Source organism: Streptomyces sp. NPDC053541 (assembly GCF_044544705.1).
Classification (GTDB): domain Bacteria; phylum Actinomycetota; class Actinomycetes; order Streptomycetales; family Streptomycetaceae; genus Streptomyces.
Map to the genome: position 1 here is coordinate 441,729 of NZ_JBITXM010000005.1, position 24,869 is coordinate 466,597.

At 74.4% G+C, this 24,869-nt stretch carries 27 protein-coding genes, 1 pseudogene and 1 riboswitch; of the genes and pseudogenes, 18 read left to right on the plus strand and 10 right to left on the minus strand.

What is annotated here, in order from left to right; translation table 11 throughout:
• Positions 1–303, minus strand: coding sequence for an urease subunit gamma (locus tag ACIGW2_RS15720; RefSeq protein ID WP_356069379.1), 303 nt, complete (start codon positions 301–303; stop codon positions 1–3).
• A gap of 175 nt (positions 304–478) precedes the next feature.
• Complete coding sequence (locus tag ACIGW2_RS15725; protein ID WP_399843999.1) at positions 479–763, minus strand: type II toxin-antitoxin system Phd/YefM family antitoxin; 285 nt, start codon at positions 761–763, stop codon at positions 479–481.
• Positions 764–819: 56 nt separating this feature from the next.
• Between ACIGW2_RS15725 and ACIGW2_RS15730 the strand changes: the two genes are divergently transcribed.
• The 3 genes from ACIGW2_RS15730 to ACIGW2_RS15740 all read left to right on the plus strand — a co-directional run bounded on the left by ACIGW2_RS15730 (position 820) and on the right by ACIGW2_RS15740 (position 2,759).
• The gene (locus ACIGW2_RS15730) at positions 820–1,455 is read left to right on the plus strand and encodes an ATP-dependent Clp protease proteolytic subunit (protein ID WP_399844001.1); all 636 of its coding nucleotides are present in this window, start codon (positions 820–822) and stop codon (positions 1,453–1,455) included.
• 7 nt (positions 1,456–1,462) lie between these two features.
• On the plus strand, positions 1,463–1,768 hold the full coding sequence (locus ACIGW2_RS15735) for a hypothetical protein (RefSeq protein ID WP_391656337.1): 306 nt from the start codon (positions 1,463–1,465) through the stop codon (positions 1,766–1,768).
• A 313-nt stretch (positions 1,769–2,081) separates the two neighbouring features.
• A riboswitch (cyclic di-AMP (ydaO/yuaA leader) is annotated at positions 2,082–2,279 on the plus strand.
• Positions 2,280–2,282: 3 nt separating this feature from the next.
• Positions 2,283–2,759, plus strand: coding sequence for a C40 family peptidase (locus tag ACIGW2_RS15740; protein WP_391656338.1), 477 nt, complete (start codon positions 2,283–2,285; stop codon positions 2,757–2,759).
• A 21-nt stretch (positions 2,760–2,780) separates the two neighbouring features.
• Here ACIGW2_RS15740 and ACIGW2_RS15745 read toward each other — a convergent pair whose 3' ends face one another.
• The 3 genes from ACIGW2_RS15745 to ACIGW2_RS15755 all read right to left on the minus strand — a co-directional run bounded on the left by ACIGW2_RS15745 (position 2,781) and on the right by ACIGW2_RS15755 (position 5,274).
• Positions 2,781–3,215, minus strand: coding sequence for an ATP-binding protein (locus ACIGW2_RS15745; RefSeq protein ID WP_391656339.1), 435 nt, complete (start codon positions 3,213–3,215; stop codon positions 2,781–2,783).
• Between the two features lie 185 nt (positions 3,216–3,400).
• Entirely contained in the window at positions 3,401–4,012 is a 612-nt protein-coding gene (locus ACIGW2_RS15750) for a hypothetical protein (protein ID WP_391656340.1), read from the minus strand.
• A 62-nt stretch (positions 4,013–4,074) separates the two neighbouring features.
• The gene (locus ACIGW2_RS15755) at positions 4,075–5,274 is read right to left on the minus strand and encodes an 8-amino-7-oxononanoate synthase (RefSeq protein ID WP_391656341.1); all 1,200 of its coding nucleotides are present in this window, start codon (positions 5,272–5,274) and stop codon (positions 4,075–4,077) included.
• Positions 5,275–5,416: 142 nt separating this feature from the next.
• Between ACIGW2_RS15755 and bioB the strand changes: the two genes are divergently transcribed.
• From bioB to ACIGW2_RS15795, 8 genes are all read left to right on the plus strand, one after another.
• Complete coding sequence (bioB, locus tag ACIGW2_RS15760) at positions 5,417–6,646, plus strand: biotin synthase BioB (RefSeq protein ID WP_391656342.1); 1,230 nt, start codon at positions 5,417–5,419, stop codon at positions 6,644–6,646.
• Positions 6,639–7,919 carry an adenosylmethionine--8-amino-7-oxononanoate transaminase gene (locus tag ACIGW2_RS15765; protein ID WP_391656343.1) on the plus strand — a complete coding sequence of 427 codons (1,281 nt, stop codon included), beginning with the start codon at positions 6,639–6,641 and terminating at the stop codon, positions 7,917–7,919. The genes bioB and ACIGW2_RS15765 overlap by 8 nt, the downstream gene beginning before the upstream one ends.
• A 67-nt stretch (positions 7,920–7,986) precedes the next feature.
• Positions 7,987–8,703, plus strand: coding sequence for a dethiobiotin synthase (gene bioD, locus ACIGW2_RS15770; protein ID WP_361587925.1), 717 nt, complete (start codon positions 7,987–7,989; stop codon positions 8,701–8,703).
• Positions 8,704–8,722: 19 nt separating this feature from the next.
• Complete coding sequence (locus ACIGW2_RS15775; RefSeq protein ID WP_391656344.1) at positions 8,723–9,070, plus strand: VOC family protein; 348 nt, start codon at positions 8,723–8,725, stop codon at positions 9,068–9,070.
• A 68-nt stretch (positions 9,071–9,138) separates the two neighbouring features.
• On the plus strand, positions 9,139–10,011 hold the full coding sequence (locus tag ACIGW2_RS15780; protein ID WP_391656345.1) for a TIGR03621 family F420-dependent LLM class oxidoreductase: 873 nt from the start codon (positions 9,139–9,141) through the stop codon (positions 10,009–10,011).
• Between the two features lie 35 nt (positions 10,012–10,046).
• On the plus strand, positions 10,047–10,484 hold the full coding sequence (locus ACIGW2_RS15785; protein WP_399844006.1) for a GNAT family N-acetyltransferase: 438 nt from the start codon (positions 10,047–10,049) through the stop codon (positions 10,482–10,484).
• Positions 10,485–10,759: 275 nt separating this feature from the next.
• Positions 10,760–12,100 carry a hemolysin family protein gene (locus ACIGW2_RS15790; RefSeq protein ID WP_399844008.1) on the plus strand — a complete coding sequence of 447 codons (1,341 nt, stop codon included), beginning with the start codon at positions 10,760–10,762 and terminating at the stop codon, positions 12,098–12,100.
• Entirely contained in the window at positions 12,097–13,116 is a 1,020-nt protein-coding gene (locus ACIGW2_RS15795; protein ID WP_356069340.1) for a hemolysin family protein, read from the plus strand. The genes ACIGW2_RS15790 and ACIGW2_RS15795 overlap by 4 nt, the downstream gene beginning before the upstream one ends.
• A 91-nt stretch (positions 13,117–13,207) precedes the next feature.
• Here ACIGW2_RS15795 and ACIGW2_RS15800 read toward each other — a convergent pair whose 3' ends face one another.
• Positions 13,208–14,224 carry a maleylpyruvate isomerase family mycothiol-dependent enzyme gene (locus ACIGW2_RS15800; protein WP_399844010.1) on the minus strand — a complete coding sequence of 339 codons (1,017 nt, stop codon included), beginning with the start codon at positions 14,222–14,224 and terminating at the stop codon, positions 13,208–13,210.
• 65 nt (positions 14,225–14,289) lie between these two features.
• Here ACIGW2_RS15800 and ACIGW2_RS15805 point away from each other — a divergent pair, with 65 nt between their 5' ends.
• The 3 genes from ACIGW2_RS15805 (at position 14,290) to mug (ending at position 17,258) form a co-directional block, all read left to right on the plus strand.
• On the plus strand, positions 14,290–15,114 hold the full coding sequence (locus ACIGW2_RS15805) for an SGNH/GDSL hydrolase family protein (protein ID WP_391656349.1): 825 nt from the start codon (positions 14,290–14,292) through the stop codon (positions 15,112–15,114).
• A gap of 120 nt (positions 15,115–15,234) precedes the next feature.
• Complete coding sequence (gene purB / locus ACIGW2_RS15810) at positions 15,235–16,677, plus strand: adenylosuccinate lyase (RefSeq protein WP_361587938.1); 1,443 nt, start codon at positions 15,235–15,237, stop codon at positions 16,675–16,677.
• The gene (gene mug / locus ACIGW2_RS15815; RefSeq protein WP_361588120.1) at positions 16,674–17,258 is read left to right on the plus strand and encodes a G/U mismatch-specific DNA glycosylase; all 585 of its coding nucleotides are present in this window, start codon (positions 16,674–16,676) and stop codon (positions 17,256–17,258) included. Before purB ends, mug begins: the two co-directional genes overlap by 4 nt.
• Positions 17,259–17,269: 11 nt before the next feature.
• On the opposite strand, the gene ACIGW2_RS15820 is transcribed toward mug, so the two are convergent.
• Complete coding sequence (locus ACIGW2_RS15820; protein WP_391656350.1) at positions 17,270–17,707, minus strand: hypothetical protein; 438 nt, start codon at positions 17,705–17,707, stop codon at positions 17,270–17,272.
• Positions 17,708–17,871: 164 nt separating this feature from the next.
• Between ACIGW2_RS15820 and ACIGW2_RS15825 the strand changes: the two genes are divergently transcribed.
• The gene (locus ACIGW2_RS15825; protein ID WP_356074511.1) at positions 17,872–19,029 is read left to right on the plus strand and encodes an ROK family transcriptional regulator; all 1,158 of its coding nucleotides are present in this window, start codon (positions 17,872–17,874) and stop codon (positions 19,027–19,029) included.
• A gap of 97 nt (positions 19,030–19,126) precedes the next feature.
• On the opposite strand, the gene ACIGW2_RS15830 is transcribed toward ACIGW2_RS15825, so the two are convergent.
• The gene (locus ACIGW2_RS15830; protein ID WP_391656351.1) at positions 19,127–19,867 is read right to left on the minus strand and encodes a GntR family transcriptional regulator; all 741 of its coding nucleotides are present in this window, start codon (positions 19,865–19,867) and stop codon (positions 19,127–19,129) included.
• 320 nt (positions 19,868–20,187) lie between these two features.
• Positions 20,188–21,069 carry an RNA polymerase sigma factor SigJ gene (gene sigJ, locus ACIGW2_RS15835; RefSeq protein ID WP_391656412.1) on the minus strand — a complete coding sequence of 294 codons (882 nt, stop codon included), beginning with the start codon at positions 21,067–21,069 and terminating at the stop codon, positions 20,188–20,190.
• 167 nt (positions 21,070–21,236) lie between these two features.
• On the opposite strand from sigJ, the gene ACIGW2_RS15840 reads away from it, so the two are divergent.
• On the plus strand, positions 21,237–22,073 hold the full coding sequence (locus tag ACIGW2_RS15840; RefSeq protein ID WP_391656352.1) for an alpha/beta fold hydrolase: 837 nt from the start codon (positions 21,237–21,239) through the stop codon (positions 22,071–22,073).
• 135 nt (positions 22,074–22,208) lie between these two features.
• On the opposite strand, the pseudogene ACIGW2_RS15845 reads toward ACIGW2_RS15840, so the two are convergent.
• Positions 22,209–23,105 (minus strand): annotated as a pseudogene (locus ACIGW2_RS15845) (DMT family transporter); the annotation flags it as partial.
• 24 nt (positions 23,106–23,129) lie between these two features.
• Between ACIGW2_RS15845 and ACIGW2_RS15850 the strand changes: the two are divergent.
• Together ACIGW2_RS15850 and ACIGW2_RS15855 are read left to right on the plus strand one after the other, a co-directional pair.
• Positions 23,130–23,291, plus strand: coding sequence for a hypothetical protein (locus ACIGW2_RS15850; RefSeq protein ID WP_356074519.1), 162 nt, complete (start codon positions 23,130–23,132; stop codon positions 23,289–23,291).
• 89 nt (positions 23,292–23,380) lie between these two features.
• Positions 23,381–24,799 carry a PLP-dependent aminotransferase family protein gene (locus ACIGW2_RS15855; RefSeq protein WP_391656353.1) on the plus strand — a complete coding sequence of 473 codons (1,419 nt, stop codon included), beginning with the start codon at positions 23,381–23,383 and terminating at the stop codon, positions 24,797–24,799.
• Positions 24,800–24,869: the final 70 nt, after the last annotated feature.

The window sequence follows — 24,869 nt, forward strand, 5'->3', positions numbered from 1 at the left end:
TCAGACGATGGGGTCGTGGACGGTGACGAGCTTGGTGCCGTCCGGGAAGGTGGCCTCGACCTGGACGTCGTGGATCATCTCGGGGATGCCGTCCATGACCTCGTCGCGGGTGAGCACCTTGCGGCCGGAGGCCATCAGCTCGGCGACGGTGCGGCCGTCGCGGGCGCCCTCCAGGACGTGGGAGGTGATGAGTGCGACGGCCTCGGGGTGGTTGAGCCGGACTCCGCGCGCCCGGCGCTTCTCGGCCACGTCGGCCGCGACATGGATGAGCAGGCGTTCCTGCTCGTGGGGGCTGAGTCGCACGCTTCCACCTCACTGTCGTCACCGGGCGGTGCCCCGGACAGCAGCGGACCCTACAGAGCTTCAACACACTGTTGACCTGCGCAGACGGTCCGCCGCGCCAGAGATTGCACGTTAGGGCGGAAGTTTTTCCGGCACGTTAACCGGCGCTTTGCGCAGGCATTAAACGAGCGCTTGGTCAGCCGCGGGGCGCCCCCGGGTCCTGGTGGTGGGCGGCGATGCCGAAGCGGCGCTGTTCGCCCGCGACGGACGTCGAGCCGCCGATCCGCGAGACCGAGCTGATCACCTGCTCGTCCGCCGGCTCCCGAAGCGCCTCGAGTTTCTCCAGGTCAGCGGCGGAGACCAGGGCCACGAGCGGCTTGCCGTGGCGGGTGACGACCACCCGCTCGTCGCCGTACACCACGCGGTTGATCAGGTCCGCGAGCTCGGCGCGCGCTTGCGTCACCGGAATCTCGTAAGTCATGCTCCTCATCTTACGGCCTGTACGTCCTGTACATTTTTTACAGAAGGAGGAGCACCATGCACGACGGCACACGGCACGCGATGCGGTACGTCCTGCCGGAGTTCACCGAGCGCACCGGCTTCGGGACCCGCACCCTGGACCCCTACTCCAAGCTGCTCCAGGAGCGGATCGTCCTCCTGGGCACCCCGATCGACGAGACCTCGGCCAACGACGTCATCGCGCAGTTCCTGCACCTCGACTACGACGCGCCCGGCCGGGTGATCAGCCTCTACATCAACTCGCCGGGCGGTTCGGTGAGCGCCATGACCTCGGTCTACGACACGATCCGCACCGTCTCCTGCGAGGTGGAGACCATCTGCCTGGGCCAGGCCGCCGGGCCGGCCGCGGTGCTGCTCGCGGCGGGCTCACCGGGCCGCCGGCTCGCCCTGCCGGGCGCCCGGATCGTGCTCCAGCAGCCCTCGCTCGACGAGCCGTTGCAGGGCCAGCCCAGCGATCTCGACCTCCGCGCACGGGAGTTGTTGCGCCAGCGGGACCTGATCGCCGGACTGCTCAGCGCGCACAGCGGCCGGGACCGGGAGCGGGTCGACGCCGATCTGGAGCGCACCATGGTGCTCGACGCCCCGGCGGCCCTCGCCTACGGCCTGGTGGACCGGGTGGTGCGCAGCCGGCGCGCCGCCGCCGGGGAGGAGTGAGGCCGCGATGGTGCCGGAGCTGCCGCCGCTGCCCGCCCTGACGCGCGCCGAGGGCGAGTTCGTCGACGCGTACCTCGAAGTCGTCGACCTGCTGGGGAGGATCAATCCATCCAGGTCCTCGCATACCTATGGGGCGCTGCGCGCGGCCCAGGCCCTGGTCGGACGGGCGACGGCGCTCCGGGACGCGCTGACGCTCATGCATCTGCGGGGCGAGAGCGAGGTCCACACGGAGACATTGGCGCGTGCGCTCAGGGTGTTGGACGGCGAGCGGCGCTCCGGGCGCGTCACCCTGCCGGGAGGAAGGGCGAGTTGACACCGTCGCGTGTCGTGTCGAGGTCCACACGGGGCAAGGAAAACGCGAAATCGCTCCCCCGTTCGGCGTAGTCGACGTATCGACAAGGAGCTCAGGTGAGTTGCGCAACGGGTGTACGCATCTGGCGGAATATCACCTTCCGGTGCTGGTGACGGGCTCGTCGGCCAAACCTGCGAGGTCCCGAAACCTGACTGTCCACCCGTATGGATCAGTCGTGAGGAGCCTCACATATCGCCGTTTCAACGTGGTTTTCGCCCTGGCCGTGGGTCAAGATCCCTGTCGACGACAAGCCCCCGCCACCGCGGCGGGGCGGTCCGGGCGGACGCCGAGTCCTGCCGCCGTCCCGGACGTCTGGTCGACAGGAGTGGACCGGCAGGAGTGGAGGACCCGAGCAGTACGGGACGCCCGCGCAGTGCGGGACGTTCCTCGGGGTGAAGCCGCAGCAGCGGCCGGGCGTCTTCGCCGCCCGAACCCGACAGGTCATCCTTCGCAGGCGGCTGACGAAGGGTTGCGCATGACTGCGCAGATGCATGTCCCGTCCCTGCTGTCCCGGGCCGGAGCCGTCTCGGCTCTCACCCTCGCCGCCGTCGGCGGCACGCTCCTCGCACCGGGAGCGGCGCCGGAGGCCCAGGCGGCGACCTCCTACGCGAGCAAGGCGCTGAACGTGGCCGCCTCCAAGAGGGGGGCGCCCTACAAGTACGGGGCCACCGGCCCGAGCCGCTTCGACTGCTCGGGCCTCACGCTCTACTCGTACAAGAAGGCCGGCAAGACGCTGCCCCGCACCGCGCAGCAGCAGTACAACAAGACCCGGCACATCGCCGCCTCCGGCCGGCGGGCGGGCGACCTGGTGTTCTTCCACTCCGGCGGACGGGTCTACCACGTCGGGATCTACGCGGGGAACAACAAGATCTGGCACTCCCCCAAGACCGGGTCCTGGGTGAAGCTCGACCGGATCTGGACCTCGAAGGTCCTCTACGGCCGGGTCCGGTGACCCGGCCGGACCGCGCGCCGGTCAGGCCTGGGTCAGCACCGGCGTCCACGGCAGGCTGATCCAGACCGTCTTGCCGCCCTCCGCCGTCGGGGTCACCGAGAGCCGGCCGCCCGCCTCCTTGGCCAGGGAGCGGATGATCACCATCCCCCGCCCGTTGTCCTGCTGCACCGCGGCGGGCAGCCTGCGCGGCCAGCGGGGGTGGCTGTCGGTGACCCCGATGCGCAGCTCCTCGTCCCGGTCGAGACGCAGGTCGACGGTGAAGGTGGGCGACTGGCCGAAGGTGTGCAGCACCGCATTGGTGGCCAGCTCCGAGACCATCAGCCGGACCGCGTCCGCGGTCTCGCCCGCGTCGTCCAGGCCCCAGGAGGTGAGCACCTGCGCCACGTACCTCCGCGCGGCCGAGACCGAGGCGGGGTCGCTCGGCAGCGTGACGGTTGCTTCCTGGTGGTCTGCCATGCGACGCCGTCCTTCTCCCACCGGGCCATGCCCGGAATGCACTGCGCGTCAGCCTGCCACCGAAGCCGCGGCGCCGGGCGCGGATCCGCCGGATATACGCATATCTGTCGCCCGAAGCGGTGAACCGTCCGACGGGCGACCGGATCACGCGCGCCCGGCGGCGCCCGCCGGGCCGCCGCGGACCGTCAGGAGACGAAGCCGACGACCCCGAAGCCGGGGCGCGCGGCGGCGTGCCGCAGCCAGCCGATGACGTCCATCACCGCGTCGACCACCTCGCGGTCCAGCGGCGGCGCGTGGCCCTCCGCCTTGGTGCGCTCGAACTGCTCCAGGGCCGCCAGGCACTCCTCGTGCGTCCACTCGCCGCAGCGCGGCAGCTCGTAGCGCGGCAGCTGCTCGGGAAGGCCGTCGTAGTAACCGAGCTCCGCCACCGACACGGCCGTGATCCGCAGCGCCCTGAGACCCTCGTCGACCATCTCCAGCCAGTCCCCGCGGAACGGCGAGAAGCAGGAGTTGTCGAGGAAGGAACCGGTCAGCGAGCACAGGCGCTTGTAGGCGTAGCCGTACTGGAAGGAGTACTGCTTCTCCGCGTCGAACGGGCCGCCGTGCACCACCGCGCGCAGCGCCTCGTACGCGCTGGGGGCGCCGTCCGCGATCTCGGAGGAGAACCAGTCGTCGTCGTGCGCCAACTGGTCGCCGAAACGCTCGCGGATGATGTCGAGCAGCTGCTCGTCGCCGGAGCCGACGAGGGCCCGGGCGGCCTTGGGGTCGATCAGGTACACGCTCAGGGAAGAACTCATGCGGTCAACCTAGCGAGCGGCACTGACAGTCGGGCTCCGGGGCCGACGGCCCGGACCGGTGCTCAGAGCGCCCCGGGCGGCGCCGTGCGCACGATCGTCGCCACCGCGCGTGCGATCTCCGCGTCGGTGAGGTCCGCGCGGGCCGTCAGACGCAGCCGCGAGATGCCGTCCGGCACCGACGGGGGGCGGAAGCAGCCGACGCCGAGGCCGAGTTCGCGGCAGTCGGCGGCCCAGCGCAGCGCCTCCGCGGGGCCGGGGGCGCGGACCGAGACCACGGCGGCGTCGGGGCGGGCGGCGGTGAGTCCGGCGGCGGTGAGCAGCCGGTGCAGGGTCAGCGCGACGGTGCCGGCGCGGGCCGGGAGCGCGGGCTCGGCGGCGATCAGGCGCAGGCTCGCGAGGGCGGCGCCGGCCGCGGCGGGGGCCAGGCCGGTGTCGAAGATGAAGGTGCGGGCGGCGTTCACCAGGTGCTCGATCACCCGGGCCGGGCCGAGCACCGCGCCGCCCTGGCTCCCCAGCGACTTGGACAGGGTGAGGGTCGCGACCACGTCGGGGGCGCCGGCGAGCCCGGCCTCGTGGAGGGTGCCGCGCCCGCCCTCGCCGAGCACGCCGAAGCCGTGGGCGTCGTCGACGACCAGGCCCGCGCCGTGCTCGCGGCAGGCCTCGGCGAGGCCGGCGAGCGGCGCCCGGTCGCCGTCCACGGAGAACACCGCGTCGCTCACCACGAGCGCCGGGCGGCCGGGGTGGGCGGCCAGGGTCTTGGCGACGGCCCCCGGGTCGGCGTGCGGCACGACGGCCGTCTCGGCGCGGGCGAGCCGGCAGCCGTCGACGAGGGAGGCGTGGTTGTCGGCGTCGGAGACGATCAGGCCCTCGCGGACCGACAGCGCGGTGAGCGCGGCCAGGTTGGCCGCGTAGCCGGAGGAGAACACGAGCGCCGCCTCGAAGCCGCAGAAGGCGGCGAGTTCCCGTTCGAGCCGGGCGTGCAGCCGGGTGGAGCCGGTGACCAGGCGCGAGCCGGTGGCACCGGCGCCCCAGCGCCGGGCGGCCTCGGCGGCGGCCTCGGTGATCTCGGGGCGGCGGGTCAGTCCGAGGTAGTCGTTGCTCGCCAGGTCGAGGAGTTCGGACTCGGCGGGCCGGGGCCGCAGGGTGCGCACCAGGCCGGTCGCCGCGCGCCGCCGGGCCGCGTCCTCGGTCCAGTCGAAGGCGCCCGGGCGCGGGCCCGCCCCCGCGGCGCGGTCCTGCGGGTCCTCGGCGTACGACGGCATGGCGGGTCCTTTTGTAGGCAGCGCACAGACCCTAACCGGAACGGCCCGAGGTCAGGGTGTGGCCATGCACACACCTCAAACGGCGTCGTTTGTTCGGATCCTCCTTGGCCAGGGGGCGTGCCGTAGGCCAGGATCAGCGCTTATGGACCTGCTGAACACGCTGGTGGAGAAGGGGCTGCGGCGCGAGTCGCCGACCCGTGAAGAAGCGCTCGCCGTGCTGGCGACCTCCGACGACGAGCTGCTCGATGTGGTGAGCGCGGCCGGCAAGGTGCGCCGGCACTGGTTCGGGCGGCGGGTGAAGCTCAACTACCTGGTCAACCTGAAGTCCGGCCTGTGCCCCGAGGACTGCTCCTACTGTTCGCAGCGGCTCGGCTCGACGGCCGGCATCCTCAAGTACTCCTGGCTGAAGCCCGACGAGGCCTCGGCCGCCGCCGCGGCCGGTGTCGCCGGCGGCGCCAAGCGGGTCTGCCTGGTGGCGAGCGGCCGCGGCCCGACGGACCGGGACGTGGAGCGGGTCGGCAAGACCATCGAGGCGATCAAGGAACAGAACGAGGGCGTGGAGGTCTGCGCCTGCCTCGGGCTGCTCTCTGACGGGCAGGCCGAGCGCCTGAAGGCGGCCGGCGCCGACGCGTACAACCACAACCTCAACACCTCCGAGGGCACGTACGGCGAGATCACCACCACCCACACCTACGCGGACCGCGTCGACACGGTGCAGAAGGCGCACGGCGCCGGCCTGTCGGCCTGCTCGGGTCTGATCGCGGGCATGGGCGAGACCGACGAGGACCTGGTCGACGTGGTGTTCGCGCTGCGCGAGCTGGACTCGGACTCGGTGCCGGTCAACTTCCTGATCCCGTTCGAGGGCACGCCGCTCGCCAAGGAGTGGAACCTCACCCCGCAGCGCTGTCTGCGGATCCTCGCCATGGTGCGGTTCGTCTGCCCCGACGTCGAGGTCCGGATCGCCGGCGGCCGCGAGGTGCACCTGCGCACGATGCAGCCGCTGGCCCTGAACATCGCGAACTCGATCTTCCTGGGCGACTACCTGACCAGCGAGGGCCAGGCCGGCAAGGCCGACCTCGACATGATCGCGGACGCCGGCTTCGAGGTGGAGGGCGCGGGCACCACCACGCTGCCCGCGCACCGGGCGGACGTGGCCGCCGCCGCGGCCGGCGCGGGCTGCGGCTCGCAGGCCGGGGCGGGCGGGGGCTGCGGCTCGCACGCGGAGGCCGGCGGGGGCTGCGGCCCGTGCGGCGGGCACGACGCGCCGGCGGCCGAGGCGCCCTCGGAGGCGGCCGCCGCGTCCGAGGCCAGGACGGACCTGGTGACGGTGCGCCGTCGCGGTGCCGGTACGGACCTCGCGCCGAATGCGTGACACCGAACTCCTCGCCCTGGACCGGGCGCACGTCTGGCACCCGTACGGCCCGATGCCCGGCCGTACGGAACCGCTGGTCGTCGCGTCCGCGTCCGGGGTGAGGCTGCGGCTGGCCGAACCCGCCGAGGGGCACGCCGAGTTGGTGGACGGCATGTCCTCCTGGTGGTCGGCCGTGCACGGCTACAACCACCCGGTGCTCAACGAGGCGGCGCGCGGGCAGCTCGAGAAGATGAGCCACGTGATGTTCGGCGGGCTCACCCACGAGCCGGCCGTGCGGCTGGCCGCCCGGCTGGTGGAGATCACCCCGGAGCCGCTGCGGCACGTCTTCCTCAGCGACTCCGGTTCGGTCGCGGTCGAGGTCGCCGCGAAGATGTGCCTGCAGTACTGGCGCTCGCTCGGCCGGCCCGCCAAGCGGCGGCTGCTGACCTGGCGCGGCGGCTACCACGGCGACACCTGGCAGCCGATGTCGGTGTGCGATCCCGAGGGCGGGATGCACCAGCTGTGGTCGGGGGTGCTCCAGGAGCAGGTCTTCGTGGACGCCCCGCCGGCGGAGTACGAGGAGTCGTACGCCGAGCTGCTGCGCGAGGCGATCGGGCGGCACGCCGACGAGCTGGCCGCGGTGATCGTGGAGCCGGTGGTGCAGGGCGCGGGCGGCATGCGCTTCCACAGCCCGGAGTACCTGCGGGTGCTGCGGGAGGCCTGCGACGCGCACGACGTGCTGCTGGTGCTCGACGAGATCGCGACCGGATTCGGGCGCACCGGCGCGCTGTTCGCCGCCGACCACGCCGGGATCTCGCCCGATGTGATGTGCCTGGGCAAGGCGCTGACCGGCGGCTATCTGTCGATGGCGGCCACGCTGTGCACGGGCCGGGTCGCCGACGGCATCTCGCGCGGCGAGGTGCCGGTGCTGGCGCACGGCCCGACCTTCATGGGCAATCCGCTGGCCTCCGCCGTGGCCCTGGCCTCGGTGGACCTGCTGCTCGGCCAGGACTGGCAGGTCGAGGTCAAGCGGATCGAGGCGGGGCTGCGCGAGGGCCTCGCCGGGGCGAGGGCGCTGCCCGGGGTCCGGGACGTGCGGGTGCTCGGCGCGATCGGGGTGGTCCAGCTCGACCACGAGGTCGACATGGTCGCCGCCACCCGGGCCGCGGTCCGCGAGGGCGTGTGGCTGCGCCCGTTCCGCGACCTGATCTACACGATGCCGCCGTTCGTGACCGGCGACGAGGACGTGGCGCGGATCTGCGCGGCGGTCCGCGCGGCGGCCGCGGCGGGCTGAATGCCCGCGGGGCCGGGCGTCCGGCCCCGCGTCCCGCTGTCCGTACGACCAGGAAAGGTTCCTCCCCATGAGCGTCATCGTCGTCACCGGCACCGGCACGGAGATCGGCAAGACGATCGTCACCGCCGCGCTCGCCGCGGTGGCCACCGCCGCCGGGCGTACCGTCGCCGTGCTCAAGCCCGCCCAGACCGGCGTCACACCGGAGGAGACCGGTGACGCGGACGAGGTCGTGCGCCTGTCCGGGGCGGTCACGGGGGCCGAACTGGCCCGGTTCCCCGAGCCCTTGGCGCCGGGGACGGCGGCCCGGCGGGCGGGGATGGCGCCGGTGACCCCGGCCGAGGTCGCCGACGCCGCCCGGAAGCTGGCCGAGGACCACGACCTGGTGCTCGTGGAGGGCGCGGGCGGGCTGCTCGTGCGCTTCGACGAGGCGGGCGGCACGCTCGCGGACGCGGCGGGCCTGCTCGGCGCGCCGGTCCTGGTGGTGGCGCCGGCCGGGCTCGGCACGCTCAACTCGACCGCCCTGACGGCCGAGGCGCTGCGGGCCCGCGGCATCCCGCAGCTGGGCGTGGTGGTCGGCAGCTGGCCGGCCGAGCCGGACCTGGCGGCCCGGTGCAACCTGGCGGACCTGCCGGAGGTGGCGGGAGCGCCGCTGCTCGGCGCGGTCCCGGAGGGCGCGGGCGCGCTCGCCCCCGAGGCGTTCCGGGAGGCGGCGGCCGGCTGGCTGGCGCCCGCGCTCGGCGGGGTCTGGGAGGCGGGGCGGTTCGCCGCGACGGCGGGCCGCTGAGCTCCGTACGCTGGGCCGCATGCGACGTGCCAGGGTTCAGGAACTCGTCTTCGACTGCGCCGGCCCGGCCGCCCTCGTGCGGTTCTGGGCGGCGCTCCTCGGCGGGGCTCCGGTCGACCGGAGTCCCGACTGGGCGTATGTGGAGCCGCCGGGCTTCGTCCGGATCGCCTTCCAGCGGGTGCCGGAGGGCAAGGCGGTGAAGAACCGCCTCCACCTGGACGTGGAGGTGGACGATCCGGTCGCGGCGGCCGAGGAGGCGCTGGCCCTCGGGGCGCGCCGCTCGGGCGGGCTCGTGACCGACGAGCAGGGCTCGTTCCAGGTGATGTTCGACCCCGAGGGCAACGAGTTCTGCTTCGTGACCGGATAGCGGCGGGGCGAGGGGGGCGGCGGGTAGGTTCGAGGACGGCCCGACGTCGTCAACGAGGGGAAACCGTCGTGGTGTTGCCGTTCCGATTCGCCGTCAACATGCTCGCCCCGGGCTCCGCCGAGGAGTGGCGGACCCGTTGTCGCCGGGCGGAGGAGCTCGGCTACGACCTGATCCTGGTGGCCGACCACCTCGGGATGCCCGCGCCGTTCCCCTCGCTGGTCGCGGCCGCCGCGGCGACCACCCGGCCGCGGCTCGGCACCTTCGTGCTGAACGCCGCCTTCTGGAACCCGGTGCTGCTCGCCCGCGAGGTGGCGACCACGGCCGCGCTGACCGGCGGGCGGCTCGAACTCGGCCTGGGCACCGGCTACGTGCCGGACGAGCACGAGCGGGCGGGCATCCCGTTCCTGCCGCCGCGCGAGCGGGTGGACCATCTGGTGCGGGTGGTGGAGGAGCTGGCCGGTGTGCTGAAGGGCGCCGAGGGGACGCCGGGGGTGGGCCTGACGATCGGCGGCAACGGGAACCGGGTGCTGCGGCTCGCGGCCCGGCACGCCGATGTGATGGCCTTCTCCGGCGGCCGGTTCGACGGCGACGCGCCGACCGTGCTCACCGCCGAGGAGCTGGCGGAGCGGGTGGAGACCTTCGCGGAGTTCGAGCGGGCGGCGGGCCGCGCCGTACCGGCCGAGCGGAATCTGCTGATCCAGCGGGTGGTGGTGACCGAGGACCGGGCCGCGGCGGCGGCCGGGTTCCGGGAGGCGGTGCCGTACCTCACCGAGGAGCAGATCCTCGATCTGCCGATCGTGCTGCTCGGCACCGTGCCGGAGATCGCCGCGCAGGTGCGCGCGCTGCGCGAGCGGCACGGCTTCTCGTACTTCACGGTGCTCGACGGGGCGATGGAGGCCTTCGGCCCGGTCCTCGCGGAGCTGCGGCGGACCACGGACTGAAACGCGGTCGACCGGGCACGGCGGGCGGTGATGGGATGACGGCCATGGACGATCTTCGGATACGGGCCGCGGTCGCGGCCGACATCGACGCCGTGCTCGCCTTCTGGAAGCTCGCGGCGGAGGGCACCAGCATCAGCGACGACCCGGCCGGGGTGGCCCGGCTGGTGGAGCGGGACCCCGAGGCCCTGCTGCTCGCCGAGCGCCCGGACGGCACCCTGGTCGGCACGGTGATCGCCGGCTTCGACGGCTGGCGGTGCCACCTCTACCGGATGGCCGTCCATCCGGAGCACCGGCGGCGCGGGATCTCGGGCGCGCTGCTGCGCGCGGCGGAGGAGCGCTTCGTACGGCTCGGCGGGCGGCGCGCGGACGCGATGGTGCTCGACGGGAACGAGCCGGGGCGAGCGGCGTGGCGGGCGGCGGAGTACGGCCCGGACGAGCGCTGGACCCGCTGGGTGAAGCCGCTGCCCGCCTGAGCGGCGCGCGGACACCGGGACCCGCAGGGCACCCGTATGCCCACGGCATCGAGGCACGTCTCGCCGCTTTGCCGATCCTTTACCATGGTGTCCGTATCCGATCATCCGATGAGCATCACCTCATCCGATGAGCACCACCCGACCGAAAGGTGTGAGCGTCCGCCCATGGGCGAGCCTCCCAGTAGCCGTTCCCCGATCCTCCGCCGCGGCCGACACCGCGCGCTCCTTCCCTCCCTGACTGATCATGGGACTCACCCGGGGACGGAGGTGAACCGATGACCGAGGTACTGCTGCTCCTGGTGGCCCTGCTGCTCGCCGTGGCGTGCGGCGCGTTCGTGGCGGCGGAGTTCTCGCTGACCACCGTCGAGCGCGGCGAGCTCGAAGCCGCCGCCGAGCGCGGCGAGCGCGGCGCGGCCGGCGCCCTGAAGGCGGTGCGTTCGCTCACCTTCCAGCTCTCCGGCGCCCAGCTCGGCATCACCGTGACCAACCTGGTCGTCGGCATGCTCTCCGAGCCCTCGATCTCGAAGCTGATCGAGGGCCCGGTCGAGGCCCTCGGCCTGTCCCCCTCGGTCGCCTCGTCGGTGGCGCTGGTGATCGGCACCGCCCTGTCGACGGTGGTCCTGATGGTCGTCGGTGAACTGGTCCCCAAGAACTGGGCGATCTCCTCGCCGCTGGCCGTCGCCAAGGTCGTGGGCACCCCGCAGCGGATCTTCACGGCCGCGTTCAAGCCGCTCATCAGCCATCTGAACAACACGGCCAACCGCATCCTGCGCCGGCTGGGCCTGGAGCCCACCGAGGAGCTGGCCTCCGCCCGCTCCCCGCAGGAGCTGGTGGCGCTGGCCCGGCACTCCGCCAAGGAGGGCGCGCTGGAGGCGGACACCGCCGAGCTGTTCGTGCGCACCCTGAACCTCGCGGAGCTGACCGCGGAGAACGTGATGACCCCGCGCGTCCAGGTCACCGCCCTGGAGGTGCAGGCCACCGCCGAGGACGTGCTCAACGCGACCCGGGCGACCGGCCTGAGCCGCTTCCCGGTCTACCGCGGCAGCCTGGACGCGGTGGTCGGCATCGCGCACGTCAAGGACGTGCTCGCGATACCGGCCGACGAGCGGCGCCGCCGCTCGGTCGGCGACGTCGTGCGCGAGCCGCTGCTGGTCCCGGAGAGCCTGACCGTGGACCGGCTGCTCGACCGCATGTCCGGGCGGCAGACCATGGCCGTCGTCATCGACGAGTACGGCGGCACGGCCGGCGTCGCGACCCTGGAGGACATCGTCGAGGAGGTCGTCGGCGAGGTCCGCGACGAGCACGACCCGCACGAGACGCCGGACCTGGCGCCGGCGGGCGAGGACGCCGACGGCCGCGCGCTGTGGTCGGCGGACGGCGCCGCCCGCACCGACCAGCTGGAGGCGATCGGACTGAGGGTGCCCGAGGGCCCGTACGAGACCCTGGCGGGCGTGCTCGCCACCGAGCTCGGCCGGATCCCGGCCAACGGCGACAGCGTCGAGCTGGCCGGCTGGCGGCTCGACGTGGTCGACGCCTCGGGGCGGCGGGCGGCCCGGGTGCTGCTGCACGCCCCGCCGCCGCACCCCGGTGACACGGACGGGGAGGCCGGCCGATGACCGCGATCCAGTTGCTGATCGGCCTCGCGACCCTGGTCGTGAACGCCTTCTTCGTCGGCGCCGAGTTCGCCCTGATCTCGGTCCGGCGCAGCCAGATCGAGCCGCTCGCGGAGTCCGGCGACCGCCGGGCGCGCAGCGTCGTGTGGGGTCTGGAGCACGTCTCGGCGCTGCTCGCGGCCGCCCAGCTCGGCATCACGCTGTGCACCCTGGTGCTCGGCATCGTGGCCGAGCCGGCCATCGCCCACCTGCTCGAACCGGTCTTCGACGCGGTCGGCGTGCCGCACGGTCTGGTGCACCCGATCTCCTTCGTGATCGCGCTGACCGTGGCGACCTATCTGCACATGCTGCTCGGCGAGATGGTCCCGAAGAACATCGCGCTCGCCGAGCCGACCCGCAGCGCGCTGCTGCTCGGCCCCCCGCTGGTGGCCCTGGCCCGCGCGCTGAAGCCGGTGATCTTCGCGATCAACGCCTTCGCCAACGGGATCCTGAAGCTGCTGCGGGTCGACGCCAAGGGCGAGGTCGCGGCGACCTTCTCGGACGACGAGCTGGCCCGGATGGTGACCGACGCCGGGGACGCGGGCCTGCTCGACGACCGGGCGGCCGAGCGGCTCCACGACGCCCTGGAGCTGGGCCGGCGCCCCGTGCGGGACGTCGTGCTGCCGCTGGAGAAGGTGGTGTACGCGGAGACGGGCACCACTCCGGAGCAGCTGGAGGCGCTGTCCGCCCGGACCGGTTTCTCGCGCTTCCCGGTGGTCGACGAGGGGCGCCGGATCCTGGGCTACCTCCATGTGAAGGACGCCCTGGACGTCACCCCGCGCGACCTGCGCTTCCCGGTGACGGCGCTGCGGCCGATCGCCCGGGTGCGGGCGGCGACGCCGATGGACGACGTGCTGACCGCGATGCGGCGCAGCCGGACCCATCTGGCGGCGGTCATCGACGAGGACGGCAAGCTGGCCGGCCTGGTGACGATGGAGGACGTGCTGCGCGAGCTGGTGGGCCGGCCCACCGGCCCGTGACGCCACGGCGCCGCACGCGCCGTCCGTGCGAAGGGCCCCGGGACGGGTCGTCCCGGGGCCCTTCGGCTGCCCGTGGATCACCCGCGGCGCGTCACAGGGCGGTGGCGGCCCGCCAGGCGTCGAGCACGGCGCGGTCGCCGTGGTGGGTGAAGCGCGGGTCGTCGGCCCCGTATCGCCCGTAGACGAGGAGCAGCAGGTCGCCGGCGGTCCCCTCGACGGTCGCGGTCACCGGGCCCTCGACCCGGCGCCGCCAGTCGAAGCCGCCCCCGCCGAGGGTGAGGGTCCAGGCCGCGCCGGAGTCGGTGGCGGCCAGCCGGATGCCCGCGCCGTCCCGGTCGAGCTGGGCGACGCGCTCGGCGACCCAGGAGAAGTACGGCAGGTTCTCCAGGAACTCCTCGATGCCGTCGGCGGCCGTGTCCGGGTCGACGGGTTCCGGCTCTCGGCCGAGGGCCAGCTCGGCGTCGGCGAGGTGGACGACGGCCTCGAAGAGCAGCCGGCGGGGGAAGAACCGCACGTGCGGGTCGGCGCCGTGCGACCACATCGGGGTGTCCGGGTCGGCGGCGCGCAGGGTCCGCAGGCTCGCGGCGGCGCTCTCGGCCAGCCAGTCCGGGTAGGCGGCCGGGTCCCCGGGCAGGTCCAGCGGCACGTCCCTCGACCACACGCGCTCGGTGGCGCGGGTGTGGACCAGGTGCTCGATCCAGCGGTGGGTGGTGCCGTGGTGCCGCACCAGGTCGGCCAGGGTCCAGCCGGGGCAGCTGGGCACCGGGGTGGCGGGGTCGGCGCCCCGGACGAGCGTGACGAAGCTCTCCAGCCGGGCGGCGACCGCGTCGAGCCGGGCCGGGTGGACGTCCTCGGTGAGCCCGAAGCCCTGGGAGACCTTGAGCAGCTCGTCGCGCCACGCCCCGGCCGGCTGCCGCAGCGCGGCGTCGCGGAAGAGCCCGTCGAGCCTGCGCCGGTCGGCCGGCGGAAGCCCGCGGAGCGGGTGCGCCGTGCTCTCCAGCCACTTCACGGCGGTGTCGGGGTCGAGCACCGCGTCGTCCGCGGTCTCCACCGCCGTGACCAGCTCGGCCAGGGCCTCGGTCAGCGCGCTCAGCAGCGCCTCGCTCATGGGGTTTCCCCTCCCGGTTCTCCACTCGGCGCCGGGACCATACCGCGCGGTACGATCGCTGGGCCATGGAGATCAATGCCACGTACACCAGTCTTGTCGCCCTGGGCGACAGCTTCACCGAGGGTATGTCGGATCTGCGGCCCGACGGGTCGTACCAGGGGTGGGCCGACCTCCTCGCGGGCCGGCTCGCCGCCCGCGCGCCCGGCTTCCGCTACGCCAATCTGGCCGTACGGGGCAAGCTCATCGGGCAGATCGTCGACGAGCAGGTCGAGGCCGCCGCGGCCATGAATGCGGACATCGTCACACTCGTCGGCGGGCTCAACGACACCCTGCGCCCGAAGTGCGACATGGGCCGGGTGCGCGCCCTGCTCGGCGAGGCCGTCGAGCGCCTCGCGCCGTCCTGCGGGCAGCTGGTCCTGATGCGCAGCCCGGGCCGCAACGGCCCGGTCCTGGAGCGCTTCCGCCCCCGCATGGAGGAGCTCTTCGGGTACGTGGACGAGCTCGCCGCCCGGCACGGCGCCCTGGTGGTCGACCTCTACGGCGCCCCGGCGCTCGCCGACCCGCGCCTGTGGGACGTGGACCGGCTGCACCTGACCGGCGAGGGGCACCGCCGGGTGGCCGAGGCGGTCGCGGAGACCCTGGGCCTGGCGCCCGCCTTCGACTGGCGCGCCCCGCTGGCGCCGGGCCCGCGACCGGGCTGGGCCAGCCGCCGGGCCGCCGACGTACGCTTCGCCCGGCAGCACCTGGCGCCCTGGATCGGGCGCCGGCTCACCGGCCGCTCCTCGGGCGACGGCCGCCCGCCGAAGCGGCCCGAACTGCTGCCGTACGAGCCGGTGGCGGCGGCCGGGCCGCCCGCGACCGCCCCGGCCGAGGCCACGGGGACCGGCTGAGCGTCCGGGCTCCGGCCCGGCGGACCGCCGCCCGGGGCCCGACGTGACGCCCGTCTCGTAGCAAGCTCCAGCCCGGACCGTGGCGCTGGCCTGCAGAAACCGCCAGTAGAATCTGGACACGTGACTGCTGAGACTGCGAAGCCCCGCATCCCCAACGTCCTGGCCGGCCGCTACGCCTCCGCGGAGCTCGCCGTCCTCTGGTCCCCCGAGCAGAAGGTGAAGCTGGAGCGCCGGCTGTGGCTCGCCGTGCTGCGTGCCCAGAAGGACCTCGGGATCGAGGTGCCGGACGCGGCGCTCGCCGACTACGAGCGCGTGCTCGACCAGGTCGACCTGGCGTCGATCGCCGAGCGCGAGAAGGTCACGCGGCACGACGTGAAGGCCCGCATCGAGGAGTTCAACGCCCTCGCCGGCCACGAGCACGTGCACAAGGGCATGACCTCGCGCGACCTCACCGAGAACGTCGAGCAGCTGCAGATCCGGCTCTCCCTGGAGCTGGTGCGGGACCGCACGGTCGCCGTCCTGGCCCGCCTGGGCAAGCTGTCCGGCGAGTACGCGGAGCTGGTCATGGCCGGGCGCTCGCACAACGTCGCCGCCCAGGCCACCACCCTCGGCAAGCGCTTCGCCACCGCCACCGACGAGCTGCTCGTGGCCTACGCGCGCCTGGAGGAGCTGCTCGGCCGCTACCCGCTGCGCGGGATCAAGGGCCCGGTCGGCACCGCGCAGGACATGCTGGACCTGCTCGGCGGCGACGCAGCCAAGCTCGCCGAGCTGGAGGACCGGATCGCCGGGCACCTCGGCTTCGCGCACGCCTTCACCTCGGTCGGCCAGGTCTACCCGCGCTCGCTCGACTACGAGGTGGTCACCGCCCTCGTGCAGCTGGCCGCCGCGCCGTCCTCGCTGGCCAAGACGATCCGCCTGATGGCCGGCCACGAGCTGGTCACCGAGGGCTTCAAGCCCGGCCAGGTCGGCTCCTCGGCGATGCCGCACAAGATGAACACCCGCTCCTGCGAGCGCGTCAACGGCCTGATGGTCATCCTGCGCGGCTACGCGTCGATGACCGGCGAGCTGGCCGGCGACCAGTGGAACGAGGGCGACGTCTCCTGCTCGGTGGTCCGCCGGGTGGCCCTGCCGGACGCGTTCTTCGCGCTCGACGGCCTCCTTGAGACCTTCCTCACCGTGCTCGACGAGTTCGGCGCCTTCCCGGCCGTCATCGCCCGCGAGCTCGACCGCTACCTGCCCTTCCTGGCCACCACCAAGGTGCTCATGGGCGCCGTCCGGGCCGGCGTCGGCCGCGAGCTCGCCCACGAGGCCATCAAGGAGAACGCGGTGGCCTCCGCGCTCGCCATGCGCGAGCAGGGCGCCGAGCGCAACGAGCTCCTGGACAAGCTGGCCGCCGACGAGCGGATCCCGCTGGACCGCGCGCAGCTCGACGCGCTGATGGCCGACAAGCTGTCCTTCACCGGCGCCGCCGCCGACCAGGTCGCCGCCGTGGTGGCCCGGGTCGAGGAGATCGTCAAGCAGCACCCGGAGGCCGCCGGCTACACCCCCGGGGCGATCCTCTGACCCCGTCCCGCCGGTTCTCCGCCGAGGAGCTCCAGGCCGCCCGCGACCGCGTCGTCCCCGACGTGGTCGCGGGCGGCCTTTCGGTGCTCTTCTGCGGGATCAACCCGGGGCTGATGACGGCGGCGACCGGCCACCACTTCGCCCGCCCCGGCAACCGGTTCTGGCCGGTGCTGCACCTGTCGGGCTTCACCCCGCGGCAGTTCGCCCCGGCGGAGCAGCGGGAGCTGCTCGCGTACGGCCTGGGCATCACCAACGTGGTGGCCCGGGCGTCCGCCCGGGCGGACGAGCTGAGCGCCGAGGAGTACCGCGAGGGCGGGCGGATCCTCACCGAGAAGGTGGCCCGGCTGGGCCCGCGCTGGCTCGCGGTCGTCGGGGTCACCGCGTACCGCACGGCCTTCGGCGAGAAGGGGGCCGCGATCGGGCCGCAGGAGCGCGTGATCGAGGGGCCGCTGGGCACGACGAGGATCTGGGCGCTGCCCAATCCGAGCGGGCTGAACGCGCACTGGACGGCGGCGACGATGGCCGAGGAGTTCGCCCGGCTGCGAGAGGCGGCGGGCCTGCCGGACCGGCGCGCGGGCTGAGTCCGGACCGGTCAGGGCGGGTCGACCGTGGTGACGACGGCGAGCAGCTGGAAGGGCAGCTCGTCGTCCCACTGGGAGACCCCGAGCGCGATCCAGCGCCGCTCGGCGCGCCACAGGTGCAGGTCGGGGGTGTGGTTGCTCAGGACGCCCCAGGGCTCGGGTATGTCCTCGCCGGACATGCTCCGGTCGAGGACCGACCACAGGCTGAGGACCTGCGGCGGGCCCCAACGGACGGCGAGCAGCTCCGACAGGCCGTCCCGCTCCGCCTCGTACTGCTCCTCGACGGCCGATCGGCGGGTGCCGTCGTCCTCCCAGAACTCCTCGCTGGTCGTGAGCGCGGCCACGTGGTACCCCGGGCCGCTGTCCCGGAGGCCGGTGCGCTCGTCGCGCTCCGGGAAGGCCCGGCCGACCAGCTCGTCGATCGCCGCGAGGTGCTGTGCCGTCTCCATGAGTCCAGTAAACCGCCCGCCACTGACAACAGTTGGCGGTGCGTCACCCCCCGGCGGCCCGGCGGGGCCGCCGGGGGCCCGGACCGGCCCGCGGGCGGCGCTCGCCGGGCCCGGGTCCATTGAGTAACATCCGGCCAAGGACGCGCGAGCTGGGAGGACACACGGTGGGGCGGCTGACCGGCGGGGACCCGTCGCTGCTGCGGCGGATCAACTCCGCGGTGGTACTCCATGCGCTGCGGGGCTCCGACGCGCTCACGCTCACGGACCTGACCCGGATCACCGGTCTGTCCCGGCCGACGGTCGAGGGGGTGACCGAGGGGCTGATCGAGGGCGGTCTGGTCGTCGAGGCGGCACCCGAGGAGGGCGAGACGCGGCGGCAGGGCCGGCCGGCCCGGAGGTTCCGCTTCCGCGCGGAGGCCGGGCATCTGCTGGGCGTCGAGATCGGTCCGCACCGGGTCGCCGCGCTGATCTCGGGCCTCGACGGCCGGATCGTCGGCGCCGGTTCGCGCGAGGTGTCCGAGACCGCCCCCGAGGACGAGCGCCTGGACCGGGTGCGGGCGGTGGTGGCGGACGTGCTGCGGCGGACCGGGGTGCCCCGGTCGAACCTGCGGGCGGTCGGCGTCGGCACGCCGGGCATCGTGGAGGCGGACGGCACGGTCCGGCTGGGCACCGCGCTGCCGGGCTGGACGGGGCTCGCGCTCGGCGAGCGGCTGCGGCGCTCCTTCCGCTGCCCGGTGATCGTGGAGAACGACGCCAACGCGGCGGCGGTCGCCGAGCACTGGAAGGGCGCGGCCACCGACTCCGACGACCTCGTCTTCGTGCTCGCGGGGCTGAGCCCGGGCGCCGGTTCGCTGATCGGCGGACGGCTGCACCGGGGGTACGGCGGGGCGGCCGGCGAGATCGGCGCGCTGCACCTGCTCGGCCGGGGCGTGACCCCGGAGCACCTGCTGTCGCCGACGGACGAGCCGCTGCACCCGCTGGACGAGCAGGCGGTGGCGGAGGTGTTCGCGCTGGCCCGGCAGGGCGACGCGGCGGCGCAGGCGGCGGTGGAACGGTTCATCCAGCGGCTGGTGCACGACGTGGCGGCACTGGTGCTCGCGCTCGATCCGGAGCTCGTGGTGATCGGCGGCTGGGCGGCCGGTCTGGACGGGGTGCTGCAGCCGCTGCGCGAGGAGCTGGCGCGGTTCTGTCTGCGCCCGCCGCGGGTGGCGCTCTCCCTGCTCGGCGAGGCGGCGGTGGCCACGGGTGCGCTGCGGCTCGCGCTCGACCACGTGGAGGAGCAGCTGTTCGCCGTGGACGGCACGGTGTCCGCGCGGCGTTGAGCCGTCGCCGGCCGCGGTGCGGGCCGGATGCGACGCGGAACACGGGGACGGCCCCGGGCGGTGTGCCCGGGGCCGTCCCCGTCGGTGCGAGGGGTCGTCAGGAGGCCATGGCCAGGTCGCCGGAGTCGCCGAAGGTGAGGCGGCAGGTGTCGGCGCGGTAGGTGGCCACGGAGACGGCGGCGGTGCGGCCCCCGGACAGGTAGCGGGTGGTGACGACGAGGACCGGGGAGCCGGGCAGGCGGTCGAGCTCCTTGGCGTCGTCGGCGCGGGCCGAGCCGAGCTCGACGGAGCGGTCCTGGCCCTCCAGGGCCAGTCGGCGCAGTTCGCGCAGGACGGCGCGGGCCCCGCCGGGGCCCTCGGGGGCGGCGGCCGTGTCGAGGCCGGGCACGGAACCGGCGGGCACGTAGAGCAGTTCGGCGGCGACGGGCGTGCCGTCGGTGACGCGCAGCCGGCGCACGACGTGCACCCGCTCGCCGGGCAGCGCGTCGAGGAGGCGCAGGACGGCGGCCGGGGCGGTGTCGGTGCCCGCGTCCAGGGCCTGCCAGGTCTCGTCGGCGGCGCCGGGCCAGGCGTGCTGGGTGGTGGAGACGTCGACGCCGACGCGCGGCGGGGCGACGGTGGTGCCGACCCCGCGGCGGCGCTGCAGCCGGCCTTCGAGTTCGAGCTGCTCCAGGGCCTGCCGCAGGGTCGCGCGGGCGACGCCGAACCGGGCCGCCAGCTCACGCTCGTTGGGCAGGATCTCGCCGACCGCGAAGTCCGTGTCGAGGGCTTCGCTGATCACGGTCTTGAGGTGCCAGTACTTAGGCTCCGGTGCTGCTTCGAGCTGCGTGGTCCCCACCCTGATCCTCCGCACATTCGCCGTGTCCCGCGGCGTTTTTCCGCGCCCTTGTTTATTAAAGGTTCCTGCACTAACTCTGCGACCATAAGGGGCGCCACCCCCTTGGTCAAGACCAATCCTGCGCCGGACGGCCCCGAATGTGACCCTCTGACCTAGATCGTTCACAGGACGTTCGTGTCTCCGTGAGGCCCGCGCAGCACGAGGCCCCGCCCGGAGCGGTCGGCTCCGGGCGGGGCGGGCGGGCGCGGTGACGAGGGGGCGGCGGGGGGCCGGGGGCGCCAAGGGGGCGGCGCGGGCCGGGGATCCGGGGTCGGCCGGGATCAGCCGAGGGCGAGACCCCGGAGCTTGTCCGGATTGCGCAGGATGTACATGCAGGCGATCCGCCCGTCCCGTACGTCGACCTGGTAGACCACGTCCACCGTGCCGTCGAGGAGGACGACCAGCGCGGGGCCGCCGTTGATCTCCTCGAAGCGGAACTCGTAGGACTCCCCCATGTCCTGGGCGACGGCGACCATGAAGCGCCCGATCTTGTCGGCGGCCTCCATGATCCGCAGCGGCGCCTTGGCCTTGCCCCCGCTGTCGCCGACGAGACGCACGTCCGGGGCGAGCAGGGCGAGCAGCCCCTCCAGGTCGCCGCCGGCCGCGGCGGCGAGGAACCGCTCGGTGAGGTCGCGACGTTGGGCCGGGTCGACGTCGTAGCGCGGCCGTCCCTCGTCGACGTGCTTGCGGGCCCGGCCGGCCAGCTGGCGCACGGCGGCCTCGGTGCGGTCGAGGGCGGTGGCGATCTCGGCGAAGGGAAGGCCGAAGGCCTCGCGCAGCACGAACACCGCGCGCTCCAGCGGGGAGAGGGACTCCAGGACGACCAGCAGGGCGAGGGAGACCGAGTCGGCGAGCACGGCCCGCTCGGCGGTGTCGGGGACGGCGGGCCCGAAGTCGGTCACGATCGGCTCGGGCAGCCAGGGGCCGACGTAGGACTCGCGGCGGGACTGGAGCCGGCGGAGCCGGTCGATCGCGAGCCGGGTGGTGATCCGTACGAGGAAGGCGCGCGGTTCGCGGACGCCGGTGCGGTCGTCGGCGGTCCAGCGCAGCCAGGCCTCCTGCACCACGTCCTCGGCGTCGGCGGCGCGGCCGAGCATGCGGTAGGCGACGCCGGTGAGCAGCGCGCGGTGCTCCTCGAAGACGTCGGTGAGGTCGGTCGGCATCTCGGTCGGCACGTGCCCATCCCAGCCCACGGGCCCGCCCGTGTCCAGTGCGGCCCGGGCTCCGTCCGCCCGCGCCTCTTGAACTCGACTCTACTCACCGGTAATTGTTGCTGACAGGGTGTCTTGCAGGTGTCCCGCACCGAGTGCCGGTACGACAGGGAGCAGCCATGTCCGCACAGATCTCGTTCCCCGTGGAATCCGCGGCGGGGCCGCGCACGGTCACCGTGACCTACGAACGGCGGGGCGTCGGCGAACCCCTGCTGCTGCTCCACGGCATCGGGCACCTCTGGCAGGCCTGGGAGCCGGTCATCGACGTGCTGGCCACCGAGCGGGACGTGATCGCCGTCGACCTGCCGGGCTTCGGCGCCTCCCCGGCGCTGCCGGCCCCGCTCGCGTACGACCTGGCCACGGTGGTGCCGGTGCTCACCGGCTTCTGCGCGGCGCTCGGGATCGACCGGCCGCACGTCGCGGGCAACTCGCTGGGCGGCCTGCTCGCCCTGGAGCTGGGCCGGGAGAAGCTGGTGCGCTCGGTCACGGCGCTCTCCCCCGCCGGCTTCTGGTCGGAGGCCGAGCGGCGCTACGCCTTCACCACGCTGCGCGCGATGCGGGGCGCCGCCCGGGCGATGCCGCTGCCGCTGATCGAGCGCCTGTCCCGCAGCGCGGCCGGCCGCACCCTGCTCACCAGCTCCATCTACGCCCGCCCGGCCCGGCTCTCACCCGAGTCGGCCGTCGCCGAGACGCTGTCCCTGCGGAAGGCCACCGGCTTCGAGCAGACCCTCGCGGCGGGCCGCACCGTGCGGTTCCGCGAGGACGTCGGCGCGCTGCCCGTGACGATCGCCTGGGGCAGCCGCGACCGGCTGCTGCTGCGCCGCCAGGGGGTCCGCGCCAAGCAGGCCATCCCGGCCGCCCGGCTCGTGCGGCTGCCCGGCTGCGGCCATGTGCCGATGAACGACGACCCCGCCCTCGTGGCCCGGGTGATCCTGGACGGCAGCGCGGCCGTCTGACGCCCCGTCCGAAGCCCTGTCGGCGTGGGTGCGAACGCCGTCGTGGTCGTGGTCGTGGTCGTGGTCACGGCAGCGGTCACGGCCGGCACCGAGACCGGCGCTTCGGCCGAGCAGGCCGGTGCCGAGCGCCGCCCCCGCGCCCACCAGGAGGCCGCCGACGGCCTGCGCCGCGCCGAAACTGCCCTCGCCGACGAGCACCGCGGTCAGCGCGGCGGCCACCGGGATGGCCCCGGTGTAGAGCGTGGCGCGTTCCATGCCGATCCGCTGGGCGCCCATGTAGAAGAGCACGAAGCCGACGACGGTCGCGAGCAGCGCCTGCCACACCAGGGCCCCGGCCTCCACCGCCGTCGGCATCCGCACCGCCGCCGTGCCGTCGACGAGGACCGCGACCAGGGCCGCCTCCACCGCGCCGACCCCGCACACCACGGCCGTCAGGAGCTTGGGCCCCAGCAGCCGCAGGACCGGCACCGCGAGCACCGTGAAGCCGACCTCGCCCGCGAGCGCGGCCACCGACCAGCCGAGGCCGGCCAGGTCGGTGCGGCCCCAGCCCTGCACGGCGAAGGCGCCGGCGGCGACGAGCACCGCCCCGTACAACACCGGCCTGGCCGGCCGCCGGCCCTCGGTCAGCGGCACCAGGACGGCGACCACGACCGGCGCGCAGCCGACCAGGACGCCGGGGACGGCCGGCTCGGCGGTCCGTTCGGCGGCCAGCACCGCGAGGTTGAAGCCGACCATGCCGACCGCCGCGAGCAGCGCGATCCGCAGCCAGTGGCGCGCGGTCAGGGAGCGGAACGGCGCGAGCGCGGCCCGGCCGCCGAGCAGCGGCAGCAGGAAGAGGCAGGCGGCGGCGTAGCGCAGCGCCTGACCGCCCGCGTACGGATAGGCACCGAGCAGGCTGTTGGCGGTGAAGGAGGCGCCGACGAGGGCGTAGGCGACGGTGACCAGGAGCACACCGCGCAGGGAGTTCGGGTTCATGATGTCGACGCTAGGAACCGCGGCACCCGATGATGAGGTCCACTTCCCTGACGACATCGGGGACCACTTGGGGGGAAGCGCATGGACTGGATCGACGGGGAGCTGGGTGACGGCCGGGGCGACGGCCCGCCGGGCGGCGAGGGCGGCTGGAACTGGGTGAACGTGGGCTGCATCGCCTTCTTCGTGATCCTGGCGGTGATCATGTTCAGCGTGCTCGGCTGGTTGCGGGACCTGATCCTGTGAGGCCGTCGGCAAGGCCATGAGGCCGTCGGTCCATGAGGCCCTCCCCTGGGGGCGGGGACCGGGAACAGGAAGTGGGAGGAGGCGTGGGGATGCGGGGGCAACCGGCCTGGGAACTGCTGCTGCCCGCCGCTGCCGCACCGGCGCGGCAGCGCGGCCGGTCGCTCCAGGAGGCGCTGCGGGAGGCCGTGCGCACGGGACGGCTCGCCGCCGGGACCCGGCTGCCGTCGAGCCGGGCGCTCGCGGCCGACCTCGGGGTCTCGCGGGGCCTGGTGACCGAGGCGTACGAACAGCTCGTCGCGGAGGGTTATCTGCGCAGCGACCGCGGGTCCGGGACCTGGGTGGGCGGGGCCGCGCGGGCCGCCGCGCCCGGCGTACGGGACCTCGCGCCGCGCCCGCCGGGCGTGCGGGTGGACTTCCACCCCGGCACACCGGACCTGTCGCTGTTCCCGCGGGCCGCGTGGGGCGCCGCCCAGCGGGCCGTGCTCGCGGAGCTGCCGCACCGCCGGCTCGGCTACCCCGACCCCCGGGGCCTGCCCGAACTGCGGGCCGCGCTCGCGGCGCTGCTGGCGCGGCGGCGCGGGGTGGTCGCCGACCCCGAGCGGCTCGTGGTGTGCTCGGGGGTGGCCCAGGCGACGACGCTCCTCGGCCTCGCGCTGCGGGCGCGCGGCCACACCTCGGTCGGCATCGAGGACCCGGGCAGCCCCGAGCACGGCCGGCTGTTCGCCGCCTCCGGCCTGGAGACGGTGTGGCTGCCGCTGGACGAGGAGGGCCTCGTCCCGGGGCCGCTGGCCGCGTCCGGGGTCCGGGCGGTCGTGGTCACGCCCTCGCACCAGTTCCCTTCCGGCATCGCCTACGGGGCCCGGCGGCGGGCCGAACTCCTCGACTGGGCGCGGGCGGTGGACGGTTTCGTCCTGGAGGACGACTACGACGGCGACTTCCGCTACGACCGGGCGCCGGTCGGCGCGCTCCAGGGCCTCGACCCGGAGCGGGTCGCGTACGCGGGCTCGGTGAGCAAGTCGCTCGCGCCGGGCCTGCGGCTCGGCTGGATGCTGGTGCCGGAGGCGCTGCTCGACGAGGTGGTGGAGCGCAAGCGGACCATGGACCTCGGCAATCCGGTGCTCGACCAGGCGGTGCTGGCCCGCTTCGTCACCGGCGGCGGGTACGACCGGCAGCTGCGCCGCTGCCAGCGTGCGTACCGCGAGCGCCGGGACGCCCTGGTGACCGCCCTGGACCGGCACTTTCCCGGTACGGAGGTCACCGGTATCGCCGCCGGCCTCCACGTCATCGCCCGTCTGCCGCCGCGCCACGGGCCCACCGCCCGTTTCCTGGAGCGGGCATGGGCCGCGGGCGTCTCCCTGCGCCCCCTGGAGGACCACGGCACGGCCCGCCCCTCGGACGGCGCGGTGCGGCTCGTGATCGGCTACGCCCATCTGGCGCCCGCGGAGATCGCGCGCGGGGTGGGGCTGCTGGCGGACGCGATGCGGGACGGCGGTCGGCAGGACGGCTGAACGGGGCTCCGGGCAGGGGTTGTTCACGCCGGGTTCGGCTGCCCGCCGTCCCCGGGCGCTAGGCATGGGG

What these genes read in the sequence shown, in the direction of transcription:
- ACIGW2_RS15725 (WP_399843999.1), bottom strand. Translation starts at nt 763, where the DNA reads ATGACTTACGAGATTCCGGTGACGCAAGCGCGCGCCGAGCTCGCGGAC.
- ACIGW2_RS15730 (WP_399844001.1), top strand. Translation starts at nt 820, where the DNA reads ATGCACGACGGCACACGGCACGCGATGCGGTACGTCCTGCCGGAGTTC.
- ACIGW2_RS15735 (WP_391656337.1), top strand. Translation starts at nt 1,463, where the DNA reads ATGGTGCCGGAGCTGCCGCCGCTGCCCGCCCTGACGCGCGCCGAGGGC.
- ACIGW2_RS15740 (WP_391656338.1), top strand. Translation starts at nt 2,283, where the DNA reads ATGACTGCGCAGATGCATGTCCCGTCCCTGCTGTCCCGGGCCGGAGCC.
- ACIGW2_RS15745 (WP_391656339.1), bottom strand. Translation starts at nt 3,215, where the DNA reads ATGGCAGACCACCAGGAAGCAACCGTCACGCTGCCGAGCGACCCCGCC.
- ACIGW2_RS15750 (WP_391656340.1), bottom strand. Translation starts at nt 4,012, where the DNA reads ATGAGTTCTTCCCTGAGCGTGTACCTGATCGACCCCAAGGCCGCCCGG.
- ACIGW2_RS15755 (WP_391656341.1), bottom strand. Translation starts at nt 5,274, where the DNA reads ATGCCGTCGTACGCCGAGGACCCGCAGGACCGCGCCGCGGGGGCGGGC.
- bioB (WP_391656342.1), top strand. Translation starts at nt 5,417, where the DNA reads ATGGACCTGCTGAACACGCTGGTGGAGAAGGGGCTGCGGCGCGAGTCG.
- ACIGW2_RS15765 (WP_391656343.1), top strand. Translation starts at nt 6,639, where the DNA reads ATGCGTGACACCGAACTCCTCGCCCTGGACCGGGCGCACGTCTGGCAC.
- bioD (WP_361587925.1), top strand. Translation starts at nt 7,987, where the DNA reads ATGAGCGTCATCGTCGTCACCGGCACCGGCACGGAGATCGGCAAGACG.
- ACIGW2_RS15775 (WP_391656344.1), top strand. Translation starts at nt 8,723, where the DNA reads ATGCGACGTGCCAGGGTTCAGGAACTCGTCTTCGACTGCGCCGGCCCG.
- ACIGW2_RS15785 (WP_399844006.1), top strand. Translation starts at nt 10,047, where the DNA reads ATGACGGCCATGGACGATCTTCGGATACGGGCCGCGGTCGCGGCCGAC.
- ACIGW2_RS15790 (WP_399844008.1), top strand. Translation starts at nt 10,760, where the DNA reads ATGACCGAGGTACTGCTGCTCCTGGTGGCCCTGCTGCTCGCCGTGGCG.
- ACIGW2_RS15795 (WP_356069340.1), top strand. Translation starts at nt 12,097, where the DNA reads ATGACCGCGATCCAGTTGCTGATCGGCCTCGCGACCCTGGTCGTGAAC.
- ACIGW2_RS15800 (WP_399844010.1), bottom strand. Translation starts at nt 14,224, where the DNA reads ATGAGCGAGGCGCTGCTGAGCGCGCTGACCGAGGCCCTGGCCGAGCTG.
- ACIGW2_RS15805 (WP_391656349.1), top strand. Translation starts at nt 14,290, where the DNA reads ATGGAGATCAATGCCACGTACACCAGTCTTGTCGCCCTGGGCGACAGC.
- ACIGW2_RS15820 (WP_391656350.1), bottom strand. Translation starts at nt 17,707, where the DNA reads ATGGAGACGGCACAGCACCTCGCGGCGATCGACGAGCTGGTCGGCCGG.
- sigJ (WP_391656412.1), bottom strand. Translation starts at nt 21,069, where the DNA reads ATGCCGACCGACCTCACCGACGTCTTCGAGGAGCACCGCGCGCTGCTC.
- ACIGW2_RS15840 (WP_391656352.1), top strand. Translation starts at nt 21,237, where the DNA reads ATGTCCGCACAGATCTCGTTCCCCGTGGAATCCGCGGCGGGGCCGCGC.
- ACIGW2_RS15850 (WP_356074519.1), top strand. Translation starts at nt 23,130, where the DNA reads ATGGACTGGATCGACGGGGAGCTGGGTGACGGCCGGGGCGACGGCCCG.
- ACIGW2_RS15855 (WP_391656353.1), top strand. Translation starts at nt 23,381, where the DNA reads ATGCGGGGGCAACCGGCCTGGGAACTGCTGCTGCCCGCCGCTGCCGCA.